3 protein-coding genes and 1 pseudogene are annotated in these 14,712 nt (G+C 64.2%); all 4 read left to right on the top strand.

The features are described 5' to 3' along the window. Positions 1–89: 89 nt before the first annotated feature. Positions 90–3,392: a fibronectin type III domain-containing protein gene (locus GORHZ_RS08920; RefSeq protein WP_040530913.1), complete on the top strand. Its 3,303-nt coding sequence runs from the start codon at positions 90–92 to the stop codon at positions 3,390–3,392. Beyond that, positions 3,389–4,846, top strand: a complete 1,458-nt coding sequence (locus GORHZ_RS08915) for a hypothetical protein (protein ID WP_006332260.1) — start codon at positions 3,389–3,391, stop codon at positions 4,844–4,846. Before GORHZ_RS08920 ends, GORHZ_RS08915 begins: the two co-directional genes overlap by 4 nt. Beyond that, on the top strand, positions 4,843–13,632 hold the full coding sequence (locus GORHZ_RS08910; RefSeq protein ID WP_006332259.1) for a LamG domain-containing protein: 8,790 nt from the start codon (positions 4,843–4,845) through the stop codon (positions 13,630–13,632). Before GORHZ_RS08915 ends, GORHZ_RS08910 begins: the two co-directional genes overlap by 4 nt. A gap of 161 nt (positions 13,633–13,793) precedes the next feature. After that, positions 13,794–14,712, top strand: a pseudogene (locus tag GORHZ_RS29930) (IS5 family transposase); the annotation flags it as partial.

Genomic DNA, 14,712 nt, shown 5'->3' with positions numbered 1-14,712 from the left:
TTCATCTCTTCCGACGGCATCATCGAGAGGGCGCCCCGACATGCTTAAAGACCGATATCGCCGGGATGCCATTGGGTGCGGCTGGAGCCATGGAGTTCGCCTTCGCTGGTCTGAAGATCAGCAGTGACAGCGAACTCTTGCTCACGGACGACTTCCCACCGCCTGGTGCCGAGTTGGATCTCCGTGAGCGGACGAACGTGCGAGTCGATTTTGAGCCGCTGGAGCCGGTGCGCCACATAATCGTCACCATTGGGTTTCGGGAGGACTTCGACATCGAGTTGCGAGCATTCTTTCGGGATGTGCCGGTTTGTCTGAAGCAGATCTCTGGGCGATCTGGCGAACTCGTCGACGTCGAGCTCGAGTTCGACCGCATCGACCGGGTGGAACTGACGGGCGCACAAGCAGCGGTCGTCGACCTCTGCTACGTCCCGGTTGCTCAGGACGCGACCCAAGGGTGGCAAATCATCCCCGACTTCCCCTACTCTCTCTGTCTGCCAGTCGCAAACCCGGGGTATCCATGCCCTACCGCCCCAGCCAGCCGCGCCGCCGCCGAGACCATGGCTCTGGACCGTGTGCGATACGGGCTACGTGCCCGATGGGCGGGCTCCAACTTCAGTGCTCTGCATGACCAGCTCGAGCTGCTAGTGGGGGGAGGGCCGCAAGGGCCCCAGATGGCCGACGTCTCGGCTGCAGTGAAGGGTGTCAACCTCCGCGGCGATCCGGCAGCGAGACCCCTAGAGATGCCTCGCCAGCACCCTCTCGATCTGGTGATGTTGGCCGCGCTCCATCCGGCCATGGCTCAGATGCTCGGCCTCTATTGGATCGACGAGAGGGCCGAGCCTGGTGTGGCGTACGACTACCTCTTGGTCGGTGACTGGAGTGGCCTCCTCCCCAGCGACCCCCACCAGTTGCTGCTCCTTATCCAAGAGGAGGGCTTACTCAACGTAACCGGCGTCATCGCCTTCGATCTGGAAGCCGTCAGGCAGCCTCCGCTCCCGCCGCCGGCCGACTGTGCCGTCTACGCCCTGCCGGGAGCCGTCCACCCAGATCTGACCGGAGCGGCCATCGATGCCCAGAATGTGGCCGGTCTGAGCTGGGACCTGGCAACGACCACCTTTGGTGTGCTCCCGCCCGGGCAGCCGCTGATGTACCACGTTTGGCGAGCGGATCTAGGTGACGCCCAGCCGTCGGCGGTGCCGGAGGAGGACGCCTTCTCGCTCGTGACCGAGAACCCGGTCCTTGTCGTGGAGCCAGATCTCGAACCAGGGGAAACGCCAGAGCGAGCCCCCGACTGGCCGCCATTCCCCCTCCATGCCATCGATGGTGGTCTGGCCGATGGCTGGTACAGCTTCCGGGTCAGTGGTGTCGACATCTTCGGTCGTCACACGATGGACAGCGCTCCAGCGCCATGGCGGCGCTGGGAGCCGCCGCCGACCCCTACTCCGTGGTACGACACGATCTCGCCCGGGGCCGACCAGGTCCACCCCTACGCGGTCTGCCTGCTGGACAAGATCCCGCCCCCGGCTCCGACCTCGGTCGAGGCCTACGCCCTCGACCCCGATGATCCGACCGTGGTGCGAGACGAGGCCCACGAGGCGTGGCTCAAGACGTTGAGCGAGCCTGAACGATCTACCGTAATCGGCCTCCGGGTCCGCTGGGACTGGACCGACGCCCACATGCGACAGGCCCCGGACACCCAGGAGTTCCGGATCTACTACTTCTCGCTGCCGTCCCAGCCGTCGGCGCTACCTGATCTGAGCCGGGCGGGGCAGTGGGATAAGCGGTTGTCTGTAGTGGGATGGAACGACCACGTGACGGTGACCATGGACCAGAAGGGTCGACCCCTCCGCCGTTATGAAGTCTTTTTCCCCACGCAGAGCGACAGCGATCGCAACGGCTTGCCGCTCACAACCACCCTGGCCCAGCCGATCGTCTACGCCCTTATCGGAGTCAGTGCTGCCGACGACAAGACTCACACCCAGGATGTGGCCCCGTGGTCGGGAACGAGCGAGGCCCGGTTCGGGAATGAAGGCCCGGTGGCCGGGCCGGTTCGGATCGCCCGGGTCCGCCGAGTCCCGCCAGATCGCCCTGAGGCCCCGGCCGATTCCGAGAAGGTTTGCGCCACCGCCGCCGACTACCATGGCGACTCGTTCTACACTTACCGTTGGAAGCCGAAGACCAATCTGAGAACCCATATCTTTCGGGCCCTGGACGACAGCGTGTTCCGCACCGACTGGGCTCGGCCCCGGCCCCGGAAGGTAATCTCGGCCACCGACAAGTCGATCTTTCCCGACCCGGCCGACGAACCCCGATGGACGGCGGCCAAGCGCAAGCAAGTAGCGGCCGAGCTCAACAAGCTCAACACGTTCGAGACGACCAAGGCGGGGGCAACCGCAGCCAAAGCGTACTACCGGATCCTGTCTAACGACGCCCTCCGGGTTCTCGCCGGACTGCCGAGCAACGAGGCGGCCTTCTCCCAGATCACCGTCGCCCCCCTCAATCCCGACGATCCGGCCACCGCCAACCGGCTCGGCCCCGACAACCCGGCGACCTTCGTTGTCTCCCCATCGCTGCGGGCCTACATCGACACGCTGCCCGGAGAGTCGACCAACCGCTACCTCTACCGCGCCGCCTACGTGGACGGGGCCAACAACCGGAGCGAGCTGAGCATCTCCAGCCCGCCCGTCCACCTGCCGAACGTCGTTCCGCCCCGCACACCGGTGCTCACCTCAGTCACTAGCGGTGACCGCAAGATCAACCTCGGGTGGGCTTCGAACCGAGAAGCCGACCTCACCGAGTATCGGGTGTTCCGTACCGACGCGGAGGAGGACGGCCGCGATATCCGGCTGATGACGCTCGTGCATACCGAGCCTGTGACCCAGACCGACCCCTCGACCCGACCGGGCGAGGTCACCTGGAGCGACGACCCGGTCCCAGGTCTGGTCACCTACTACTACCGTCTGGTGGCCGTCGACGACGCCCAGAACGCCTCACCGCCCACCGAGCCGGTGGCAGCCCGTGCCTACGACGAGTCCCCGCCCGTTCCGCCGAAATGGGAAGAGGCCAAGTGGATCAAGATAGATGAGTCGGGGGTGGCCTGGCCGTGGAGTCAATCTAGCGGCCAGCTGATACCGGGGGTCGAGCTGGCGTGGTCTGCCACCCACGTTCGATTCATGTGTCTAGTGGAGCGACGGACGAAGGGCCAGTCGCAGTGGAGTCCTGTCTCGAACTGGTTCACCTCGGCCGATGGGGTGGAGAAAGACAATGTTCACCAGTGGTCCTTTCGCGACTACTCGATCGACGTTGCTGAGGACTACATCTACCGGCTCACGTTGGCTGGGTCGGCGGGAACGCTGACCCACACCGGCGAGATTGAAGCCAGCAAGTCATGACCGCACCCAAGTGGAATCTCGACGAGGACTGGCCCGACCATCTCAAACCCAGAGACTCGAAGACAGGACTCCCCGCCGTTCTCTTCTCGCCGCCGATCGAGAAGCTCACGGTTCCCGACCACAACTACTCCTTGTCGCTCGATACGTCGGCCAACGGCATCAAGAAACTGGTGATAGACATCCAGACCGGACAGCAGGTCAACGCGCTGGCAGTGATGCCCGGCGTCGTCTCGACCTCTGGGACTTCGTTGACGCTCCAGACCGACCTCCTTTCGACCCTCGGGGCCTCAAACGCATTGTCCGGCACGCTCAAGAAGTCCGTGCAGAGGCCGGTCGACTGGTTCAACAGCTGGGCGACCTCCGGCACCATCCCCAGGACGATCGTGTTCGGGAACATCACGGCCAGCAAGACCTCGACAACCGCCGACGCCGGGGATGTCCTTGGATCGCTAGGGAACCATCCCACCGATCCGTCCAAGCGGCGCCTCACCATCTCCATGGAATATGCGGGAAGCACGGCCAAGCAACCGAAGGCCATGCATCCCCGGGAGTTTTTCAGCCTTCTGTTCTGGCGGGCCGAACACGATCCGATCCTGCAGGCGAACCCGACACCGTATGACCATCCGCTATTCCGGTCCATGATGTCGACCGCCGAGGACGGCAAACGAGGTCCCGCCAGCTCATTCATCAACCAGCCCACCGATGCCTGGCTCGGGCTCAGGCCGCCGCTCCGGATCTACGAACGGGTCAAGTGGGAACACATCAAGGAGCACCTCCGCAACGACTACGGCAGTGGCAACTGGACCGGATCGGATGGATCCGTGCAGAAACGCATCCTGAACCCCTACGTCTACGACGGCGGCGCTCAGGGATACAAATCATCCGCGAAATGCAATGTCTACGCCGGCGAGATGCTGTTCCGAGCCGGCCTAAGAACCCTGGCCTATGGCCAGGGAATATCAGGCTGCTCCTCAGGTCACCTACCTCGATTCATCAAGTACTGCTCGCCAAAAGTGGTGACGAAGCACTTCCAGACAAAACTTCAAGTAAAGGGCAAGATTCACCATGACAGCTTGTCCCAAGACAAGTGCAGCGGTAGCTCGACACCCACCCACGAGATCTACACTGTCTTCGGCTCGAAAGAGGTATGCACGGCCAAGGCGATCAACGATCACATCAACCAGGGCGGTGGAGTCTACGTTATCGCCAGCTTAAGCCACGTCGCCGTCATCGATCAGGTCGTGAGCTGCAGTCAGGTCCTAGGGGGAGTCGCGACCCGAAAGATGAAGACTATCCAGCAGTGGCACGTCGGCTTCTCCCGGAGTTCCTACTCCGATAGCTGGAACACGGCCAAGGTGTCCGAGTCGGTGATCGTCCGAATCTGGCCCGGCGGTGACCCCACCGAGAAGTGGGGCCAGCTCGATCTCAACTGCCTGAAGGGCGCGACCCCATGACCACCGACAGCTTCGTCGCACTCAGTGAGTATCTGGACCCCGCGTTATTGAGCTTCGTTTCCCTCCCGGCCGAGAGTCTCGAGCGAATCGGTGTCGTCGGCACCAAGGTGACGGTCGACGAACAGGTGAATGATGGGAAGGAGCAAACCGAGACGTTCTACGACGAGTTCGAAGGTGCCGATGTCACCGTAACGTGGACCGAGGCCGACGTCAGTCGCAAGGGCTCTGTCGAGCTCTCGCTGTCGGCCTCGGACGAGATCTCGTTCAAGCTTCCAGGAGTCGACGGCATGGAGTTCGTCATTGCCTCGGCCGGATCAAACTCCAAGGGTGCACTCACGGTGACGTTGACGGTGGACGACGATGGCGTCAGTCTTGAGGCAGCCCTGGCCTGCAGCCTGCGTCTCGACTCGAGCCTCATCAAGCCAATGCAACGCACAGGGCAGGGGGGCGCCGATGCGTTCAAGCCAGACACGACCGGTTCCAAGGTCGAGGTTCAGATCCCCAAGCTGCGCGCCAGCCTGGATTCGCAGGGCATGACGACCTTCGGCATCGACGGGAGCATCGCCTTCGACCAACCGGTCATGATCGGCGACACCGGCGTCGTGCTGGACGACATCAAGAGCCTTGCGTTCAACTTCGATGGATCGGGGAAAAAACCGGCGAGTGCCCCAGCCGGCTGGAAGGGCCTGTATCTCGGAACGGCGAAGGTCTACATCCCGGCCGTGCTGAGCGGTTCGATCGGTGCGAGTGATCTCGGGATCGGTTCGGGCGGCGTTTATGGAGCCATCGGCTACAGCGGATCGGCTCTCGCTGGTGAAGTGTTGGGCATGAAGGGCACCGTGTCCTCGGTTGCCATCGAGTTCGTCCAATCGGTGCCAGTGAAGGCCTCCATCGGCGGGAAGCTCACGCTGCCGTTCTTCGATGCAGCAGTCGCGGTGACGGTCGGCCTCGGCTACGACGGCAGCTTCTCGGTCAAGTTCGGGAACGGCTCTGGGCTTCACAAGCTGGTGAAGAAGGATGTGCTCGAGTTCACGCTCGACAGCTTGGCCTTCGCCGTCGACAACGGCGGGGTGTTCGCGGCCAAGATGAGCGGCAAGCTCACCCCGCTGTTCGGCAAGGACGCGGGACTGGACTGGCCAACCATCGACGTCAAGGAACTGTCGATCGACTCCGATGGCAACGTCCGGCTTGAAGGCGGTTGGCTGAACCTCAAGGAGCAGTACTCACTCGACTTCTACGGCTTTACGCTCGAGATCTCCAAGCTCGGATTCGGCAAGACCGAGGACGGCGGGAAGTGGCTCGGCTTCTCCGGCGGCTTGAAGTTGGTGGAGGGGCTCCCGGCCGGCGCCTCGGTGGAGGGATTGCGAGTCATCTGGTACGACACCGGCTCACCCCGCATCACCCTCAACGGGGTGGGTGTGGAGTTCGCCGTACCCGGGGCGCTGCAGTTTAACGGCTTCGCGTCCTACCGGGAGCTCACAGTCGGCTCCCAGACCGTCCGCCGCTTCGACGGCGACATCAAGCTTCAGCTCACCGCTCTCAACATGACAATCGACGGCAAGCTGGTGGTGGGGACCGCTAGCGAGGGTGGCTCCTCCTACACTTTCTTCGCCATCTATGTCGGTGCCGAGCTACCGGCCGGCATCCCGCTGTGGTCGACCGGCCTCGGCCTCTACGGCCTGGCCGGGCTGTTCGCCATCCAGATGGAGCCTGACAAGAAGAGCGACGAGGAGTGGTTCGAAGGCTGGTACAAACGATCGACTCCCGGGGTGACCGACCTCAAGAACAAGTGGAAAAACGAGGAGGACAGCTTGGCCCTGGGAGCGGGCATCACCCTGGGAACGGTGGCCGACAACGGCTACGCCTTCAACGGCAAATTCCTGTTCGTGATCGTGTTTCCCGGCCCAATCCTGCTCATCGAGGGCAAGGCCAACCTGCTCCAGGAACGGGCCAAACTGGAGGACGACCCGAACTTCCGGGCCCTGTTCGTCCTCGACGCCCAAGCCGGGTCGATCCTTATCGGGATCGATGCCCAGTACCTCTACGGCTCTGGCGGTGAGCTGCTCGACATCCGGGGTTCGGCCAAGGCCTTCTTTGACTTCAGCGATGCCAGTAAGTTCTACCTCCACCTCGGTGAGAAGACCCCTAGAGAGAAGCGGATCAGAGCCCAGATCCTATCCCTGTGGTATGCCGACAGCTACTTCATGCTCGACTATTACTCGATCGGCTTCGGGGGACGGGTCGGCTACGACGCACGATGGAGCTTCGGACCGCTCAGGGTCACACTCGAAGCGTGGATCGAGAACAACGCCCTGATTAGCTGGAAGCCGGTCCACCTCCACGGCGACCTGTGGCTCCACGGCAAGGCCGAGCTCTCGGTGTTCGGCTTCGGCATCGGGCTGAGCGCCGACGCCGAAATCGCGGCCGATGTTTTCGACCCCTTCCATTTGCTGGCCCGGCTCAGCGTCGGCATCAACCTGCCCTGGCCACTGCCCGATTTCGACGTCGACCTGACTCTGGAGTGGGAGGGTGACGAGGATCCTCCTCCGCTGCCCGTGCCGGTGAAAGAGGTGGCGATCGAGCACTTCAAGAGCACCGCCAGCTGGCCGCTGAAGCGGGCTGGCAAGCAACCACTGCTCTTACCCAACTACGACGCCGACGGCGACGGCTTCCGCGACGAACCGGGGCCGTCCAAAAAGGCCGTCGCTACTCAGGACGCCAAACCCCCGCCTGCCGGGTCCCCGGTGGTGCCAATGGACAGCCGCCCCCACATCACGTTCGGGCGCAAGGTCCAGGACGACCCCAAGGTCGGCGGCAACCAACAACCCCAGAAGCCGGAATACGAGGTAGTGGGACGGCCCCAGCAGGGGACGACCGCCGGGGCCGGCCCAGTCGAGGTCCGCTTCAGCCTGTACGAGATCACCCTCGACCGCTGGCGATCATCGTCCGAGACGTGGCAGACCGTGGCCCGCAGCGCGTCGCCGGCTCATCCGATCAAGACCAAGAACACCCCCATCCTGTGGGGATCCTGGGCCCCGGTGCCCCAGATGCCGGACGGTGCAGGCAAGAACCCCGGCCAAACCAAACTATGGCTGTGGTCGAAGAATCCGTTCGACTACACCCGCAGCACCGGCCGGGAGTGGGACGAGTGGTTCACCGACCGGTTCGACAACTACCCCTGCATTCCCCAACCGCCAACCACCCGGGTCTGCTACGACTTCGAGAAGCTGCCACCGGGAGCGGCCCTGACAGTGCCCTGGGCCCACCCCGACCAATCGGGCCTGATCTTGACCTGGACCGGCCCCGCCTCCCAGACGGTAACCTCACCAAGCCCGCCGATCGGCCATTACCGCCGGGCGTTGTGCTTCCCGGGCCAGCAGCCCGTGACGATCGATCTCCCCGGACTGTACCAGGAGGTCGAGATCGTGGCCCGGGACCAAGAAGGCCTCACCGTGCGAGCGTGGACCTCGGACGGCGCCATCCTCAGCCCCACCACCGGCGGCAAGGCCACCCAGCTCCGCACCGTGGTCAAAGGCGACCGGATCGCCAAGGTCGAGATCACCGGCAACTACCACTTGTGCCTGGCTGCCATCTGTCTCGTCACCAAGGAGACCGACGCCGACGCCGTCGAGCGGGAGCTAATGACCAAACACATGGTCGACGAGTTGGCCCGGTGGGAGCAGACCGGATTCGTTCTCGATCCCGACACCCAGTACCGGTTGAAGATCGTCACCCAAATCAAGGCAGTAGGCCGGGACAAGTACGCAGGAACCTTCGATGCCAATCACGAACACACCGAGTTCGCCTACTTCCAAACCCAGGGGCCCCCGGGCCTGACCACGCTCTCTGTTCCCCGGGACCACCCTAAGCCTCAGGAGTTCGACAGCGGCCTTGACACCCTGAGCCGCTACGTGGCTCAGACGATCCCCGCCACCGTCGTCGGGGCCGGCCAGAAGCCCGTTCTGCCTCGCCCGGTGTTCCGGGCCTACGACGTCGGCGTCGACTTCAATGAGGACTATGTCGACCTGATGTACCGGCTCGACGGACGCGACCTGGGCCTCTACCTCTACGACAACAACAACCAGCAAGCCCGCGACGCCGAGGGAGGCCTGATCGTACCGGTCAACCACTGGGGCGACGGCGAGACCCTGACCCTGGAGGCCAAGGACGAGTTCTGGGTCACGACCGTCAACGCCAGCACCTGCCTGACCCTGGACGCGAACGAGTTCCCGAAGACGAAGACGATGGCTCTGGCCGAGCGAAGCCAGGTGCTGGAAGCGGACAAAGTCCACGAGGCCCGCCTCGTCCCCCTTCTGTTCCACGACGACTTCTCCCAGGGATTGTCGGCCTGGCAAGTGGTCGAAGAGGGAACCGTCAATGTCCCCTCGGCCTGGTCAACCGGATCGACCAAAATCTCGGGGGCGAGCGCGCCCAGCTGGTACGTCCAACAGACCTCGAACATCTGGGGCGGAACCTTAGACGGCTCCGATCCAGTGAAACCGGGCACGATGTTGATCCACGCCGGGCCAGGCTGGACCGACTACCGGTTCACCGTCTCGATGCGCTCGGGCTCGGGAGACGATGACGCCATCGGGATCGTCTTCCGGTACCAGGACACCAAGAACTTCTACCGGTTCTCGATGGATCGGCAGCGCAAGTACCGGCGGCTGGTGCGAGTGGTCAAAGGAGTGCATACGATCCTGGCTGAGGACACCTTCGTCTACATCACCGACACCGACTACCCGGTAACGGTGGAGGCGATCGGATCTTCGATCCGGATCCACCAGTCGCGATCGCTGGTCTTCGACGTGACCGATAGCGCGCTCCGCAACGGCGGGGTCGGCTTGTACTGCTGGGGCAACACGGACGCCCGCTTCACCGACGCCCGAGTCGACGACTATCGCCCGACCGCCCCCATTGTCTACCGCTTCAAGTTCATCACCTCGCAGTACGCGAACTTCTTCCACGCCATGCACAGCTATCGGGACGAGATCTGGGTCATCGATCTCGACGCGGCGAGCGGCGGAGCGGTGGCAGACACCGACCTCGCCGACGTTATGGCCGTGGCCCAGACGCCGGCCGCGGCGCCGACCGAGGCGGAGCAGCGGGGCTTCGCCACCCTGGCAGCCAAGCTCCTGTCGGGCCGCGAGACCACAATGCCGGTGAACCTCGAGGTGAGCCGATTGCAGCGGGGGAGCCCTCAGACGTCGCTAGCGCTCCTTGTCCGGGCCTCCGAGCCGATCGACTGGAGCCGAACCGTTCTGCGGGTGCTGCGGGCGGAATCGACGACGCCCCCGCCGACCGGGTCGTGTTGCCGCGGCGTGCCTAAGCTGACCGACGCGTCGGTCGGAGCGGCGACACCTAACGATGAGCACGTCACAGTCCTGGTCCAGGATCGGGGCTCGCTGGCCAATCACCGCCTCGCCTACCGGTCGATGCCCGGTCCCCTGGCGATCGACTCCGGTGACCCAGTGTTGTTTACGGACGACTTCACCGGCGTCGGTGGCCTGCTGTACCGGGAGACCTTCGACGCGAACACGATTAGCCGGTACACCATCGTCGACCAGGGAAATCGGGCTGCGCCATCGAAGTGGGAGATCTCCGGCGGCCACATAGTCCAGACCGCCAACATCCACGCAGTTGAGGGTCCAGAGTACCGGGGCACGATGGCCCTTGTGGGCGACAGACTTTGGGACGACATCCGCCTCCAAGTGCGGCTGCGCTCCGACGACGACGACGCCATCGGCGTGGTCTTCCGCTACCAAGACAGCGACAACTACTACCGGTTCTCGATGGACAGGGAGCGCTCCTACCGACGGATGGTGAAATGCGCCGACGGGACGACAACCATCCTGTGGGAGGACAACGTCGCCTACGTCTCGGGATTCTCCTACGACCTGATCATCGAAGCGCACGCCGATCGGATTCTTGGCTGGCTGAATCACATCCTCCTTCTCGACGTCGAGGACGGCGCCCTGCGATGGGGCCGAGTCGGCCTCTACGCTTGGGCCTGCGAGGGTGCCCACTTCGAGGCCCTCTCCGTGGAGGCCCTGGAAGCTCCGGTCGTCTTGTGGCAACCGCCCCTCACCGATCTATCTGACCTTGCGATCGAGCAGGAGACCGGCCTAGTCCAAGGCCCGGCCAACTGGACCGCCCAGGGCGGGACGCTCAGCCAGGCCTCTTACGCTCACGTCCCCGACCCCTCTCCCAACAAGCCGGGGACCTATGCCCTCGGCGGCAGTGCGACCTGGACCGACGTCCGGATCGCCACCCGGTTTCGGTTCGACGACGAAGGCGCCATCGGCTTCATGGTCCGCTACCAGGACGGGGACAACTACTACCGATTCTCCACCGACCGAACCCTTCGGTATCGGCGCCTGATCAAGAAGGTGGGTGGCGTTGTCAGTGTGCTGTGGCAGGACAGCGACTTCTACGAACGTGCCCGCCACTACGACCTGACGATCACCGCGGTTGGACCGGAGCTTTCCGTCTACGTCGACGGCTCGCCGGTGTGCCGGGTCTTCGACTCCAGCCTCAGCCGAGGCCGCGTCGCCGCCTACTGCTGGGGCAACCCCAGCGCAAACTTCGATAGGCTTCTTGTCACCGACCTGACGAGGCGGGTCGGCCGATGGACGATCAGCGACCAGGGCACGGAGTCGGGTCCATCGGTGTGGCAACTGCGCAAGGGGGAGCTGCTCCAGAGCAGCGACATCTGGGGCGGCAGCCTCACTGCCGCCGCCCTGCCCAAACCGGGAACCTGGGCCATCGTCGGCGACGAGACCTGGGATGACGTCCGGCTGGCCGTCCGGCTCTGCTCCGACCAGGACGATGCCGTCGGACTGCTCTTCCGCTACATCGACGCCGACAACTACTACCGCCTGTCGCTCGATGCCGACCGCAAGATCCGGCGGCTGGTCAAGTGCGTCGATGGGGTCGTCAGCAAGCTGTGGGAGCGGAAGGACGGCTATCCCGTCGGCCGACCCGTCACGCTCACCGTGGACGCTGTCGGCTCCCGGCTCGTCAGCTACCTCAATGGCCAGCGCCTGTTCGACGTGACCGACGACGATCATCAGCGAGGCAAGATCGGACTATACTGCTGGAAAAATGGTGGCGTTCGCTTCGATCGGATCGAGGTCCTCCGGCCGCCAATCGATGCGTACGCCCTGTTCTCTGACTCTTTCGACGCGGGGAGCGCCAAGGGCTTCGCCTTCGTCAGCGACGGTACCGCCATGGGCCCGGCCCAGTGGCAGGTCGGCAACGGGGTCCTTCGCCAAACCAGCAGCCTCTACAGCCCGCCCAACGACCACACCACTCTCAGCAAGCAAGGAACCCACGCGGTGGCCGGCGACCCGACCTGGGGTGACGTGGTCTACAGCAGTCGCCTCCGATCGGGCACCGACTACGCCATCGGCCTCATGTTCCGGTACAGCGACCAGGACAACTACTACCGGTTCTCGATGGACCGGGGTCGCCGCTACCGCCGGCTGGTGAAGAATGTCGGCGGAAAGTTCCACAAACTGTGGGACGATGACCACGAAATCGACCTCGACCGGGTCTACGAGGTCACGATCATCGCCGTCGGCAAGACGCTGCGGGGCTATCTCGACGGTGTGCCGATGTTCGTCGTCGAGGATGATGCCCACGCCGCGGGCCGTATAGGCCTCTACTGCTGGGCCAACACCGATGCTCGGTTCTCCACCGTTCGGGTCTACCCAGCGTCCAAGGCCCGAACGGCGTGGCGGCTCGACGAGCCGTTCGACCACGCGATCCCCGGCCGCTGGACCTTCGTCGAGGACGGCAAGAAGCAGGGCCCGGCCAACTGGCGCATCGGTCGCGGCGAGCTGCGGCAGACCAGCAACATCTACGGCGGCAAGATCCAACCCAAGCCAATCGACAAGCCCGGCACCTACGCCGTGGCCGGCCAGAGTTCGTGGTCGGACTACCGGTTCTCGACGCGGCTCCGCTCGGGGGACGACGACGCCATCGGGGTCATGTTCCGCTACCAGGACGGGGACAACTACTACCGGTTCTCGATGGATCGCGAACGGTCATACCGTCGGCTCGTGAAGAAAGTCAACGGCTTGTTCACCCTCCTGTGGGAGGAAGCCACACGCTACGAGCTCGATCGGGACTACCTGCTGACCGTGGACTGCCAGGGCAGCCGGCTCAGGGGCTATCTCGACGGGGTCGGACTGTTCGACGTCTGCGACGACGATCTGTCGATGGGGAAGATTGCCCTCTACTGCTGGGGCAACATGAAGGCGATCTTCACCGAAGTCCGGGTGGCTGACCCGGAGTGGAGTCCGTACCATGTGTTCGGCGCCGAGCCCCGCCTCCCGGCCGGCACCCGAGTCCGGGTCTACGCCGGATCGCCCACGACCGCTCCGCTTCCCGAGGCCGGGATGGAGCAGCGGTTTGTAGCCGGCGCCGGTGGGACCGGCACCACCCGCTTCCTCAGTAGCGGGGTCGAGTTGCGGCTGGTGTCACCCCGGGGAACGGTGCTCCACCAGCGCTGGTTCCTGGCCGACGCCGACTACTCACCGGTGGCGGCCAAGGTCGTCCGGCAGCGGGACGGATCGTCGTTCCTGCTGGTAATCCCCACCGCAGTCACCGCGGGGACGGCGGTGAAGCGGGGAGCATTCCGGCTAGAGCTGACCTACAAGCGGGACAACCAGAGCAACGACCCGCCGAGCGTTGTCCTGCGCCAAGCGGGCTCGACAGCTGACGAGGTCGCGACTCTTGATGTGCCTTGGGAATCGGCGATGGACCGGCAGGGGCGGCCCTGATCATGGTTGGAACTTGCCGCCGCAGGCATGGTGTGCAGAGGATCCGATCACAGGAGTCTAAGGGGCCGGCCTAGCTTCGGGTCGCGGACCGGCGCGCTCCAACAACTAGGGCGTGTCTCCCATATCTGACGGGGTGATGCAAGCATTCTGTTTCGGTGGCGATGACGACGTCGAGATATCAGGTTTTCACTGACGAGCAGTGGGCGCGTGTTGAACCGTTGCTGCCGTCGAATGCAGGTAAGCGGGCGCATCCGTTTGGGGAGCATCGGCGGATCGTGGAAGGTATCGCGTATCGGTACCGGACCGGAATCCCGTGGCGGGACTTGCCTCGTGAAGTGTTCGGACCGTGGCAGACGGTGTGGAAACGCCACCGCCGATACGCCCAGGACGGGACGTGGGATCGGGTACTGGCTGCGATACTGGCCGACGCCGACGCGCAGGGAAAGATCGATTGGACCGTCGCTGTCGATGCCACGATCAACCGGGCGCATCAGCACGCAACGAACACGAAGCGCCCCGATCAGGACACAGGGGGCATCATCGAATTACAAGAATGATCAGCCCGATGGTGGAGAACCTGCTGGTCACGGGATCGGCCGGTCGCGTGGTGGTTTGACGACGAAAATTCATGCCGCCGTCGACGGCAAAGGCCGCCCGTTGGCGATGGTCGTCACCGGTGGACAACGCAACGACGGCGCGATGCTCGAAGAGGTCCTCGCCGACATCTATGTTCCCCGTCTCGGCGCCGGGCGCCCGCGTACCCGACCCGACACCGTGCTCGCCGACAAGGCGTATGCCACCGGCGTCAACCGAACCATGCTGCGTACCAGAGGGATCGGTGCGGTCATCCCGGAGAAGTCCACCCAGATCACCGTCCGCAAGAACCGCGGAAGCACCGGTGGCCGGCCTCCAGCATTCGACTCCGAGGCGTACAAGAACCGCAACGTCGTCGAACGCTCCTTCGCGTGGGCCAAGCAGTGGCGCGCGCTGGCCACCCGCTACGACAAGCTCGCCATCACCTACCGGGCCGGAGTCGTGCTCAACGCCATCCTGAACTGGCTAACCCATATGGGAGACACG

Source organism: Gordonia rhizosphera NBRC 16068 (assembly GCF_000298195.1).
In the GTDB taxonomy this organism is placed as follows: domain Bacteria; phylum Actinomycetota; class Actinomycetes; order Mycobacteriales; family Mycobacteriaceae; genus Gordonia; species Gordonia rhizosphera.
Note: the sequence above shows the minus strand (reverse complement) of the source record. Positions and strands in the feature narration are given on the sequence as shown.

What these genes read in the sequence shown, in the direction of transcription:
- GORHZ_RS08920 (WP_040530913.1), top strand. Translation starts at nt 90, where the DNA reads ATGGAGTTCGCCTTCGCTGGTCTGAAGATCAGCAGTGACAGCGAACTC.
- GORHZ_RS08915 (WP_006332260.1), top strand. Translation starts at nt 3,389, where the DNA reads ATGACCGCACCCAAGTGGAATCTCGACGAGGACTGGCCCGACCATCTC.
- GORHZ_RS08910 (WP_006332259.1), top strand. Translation starts at nt 4,843, where the DNA reads ATGACCACCGACAGCTTCGTCGCACTCAGTGAGTATCTGGACCCCGCG.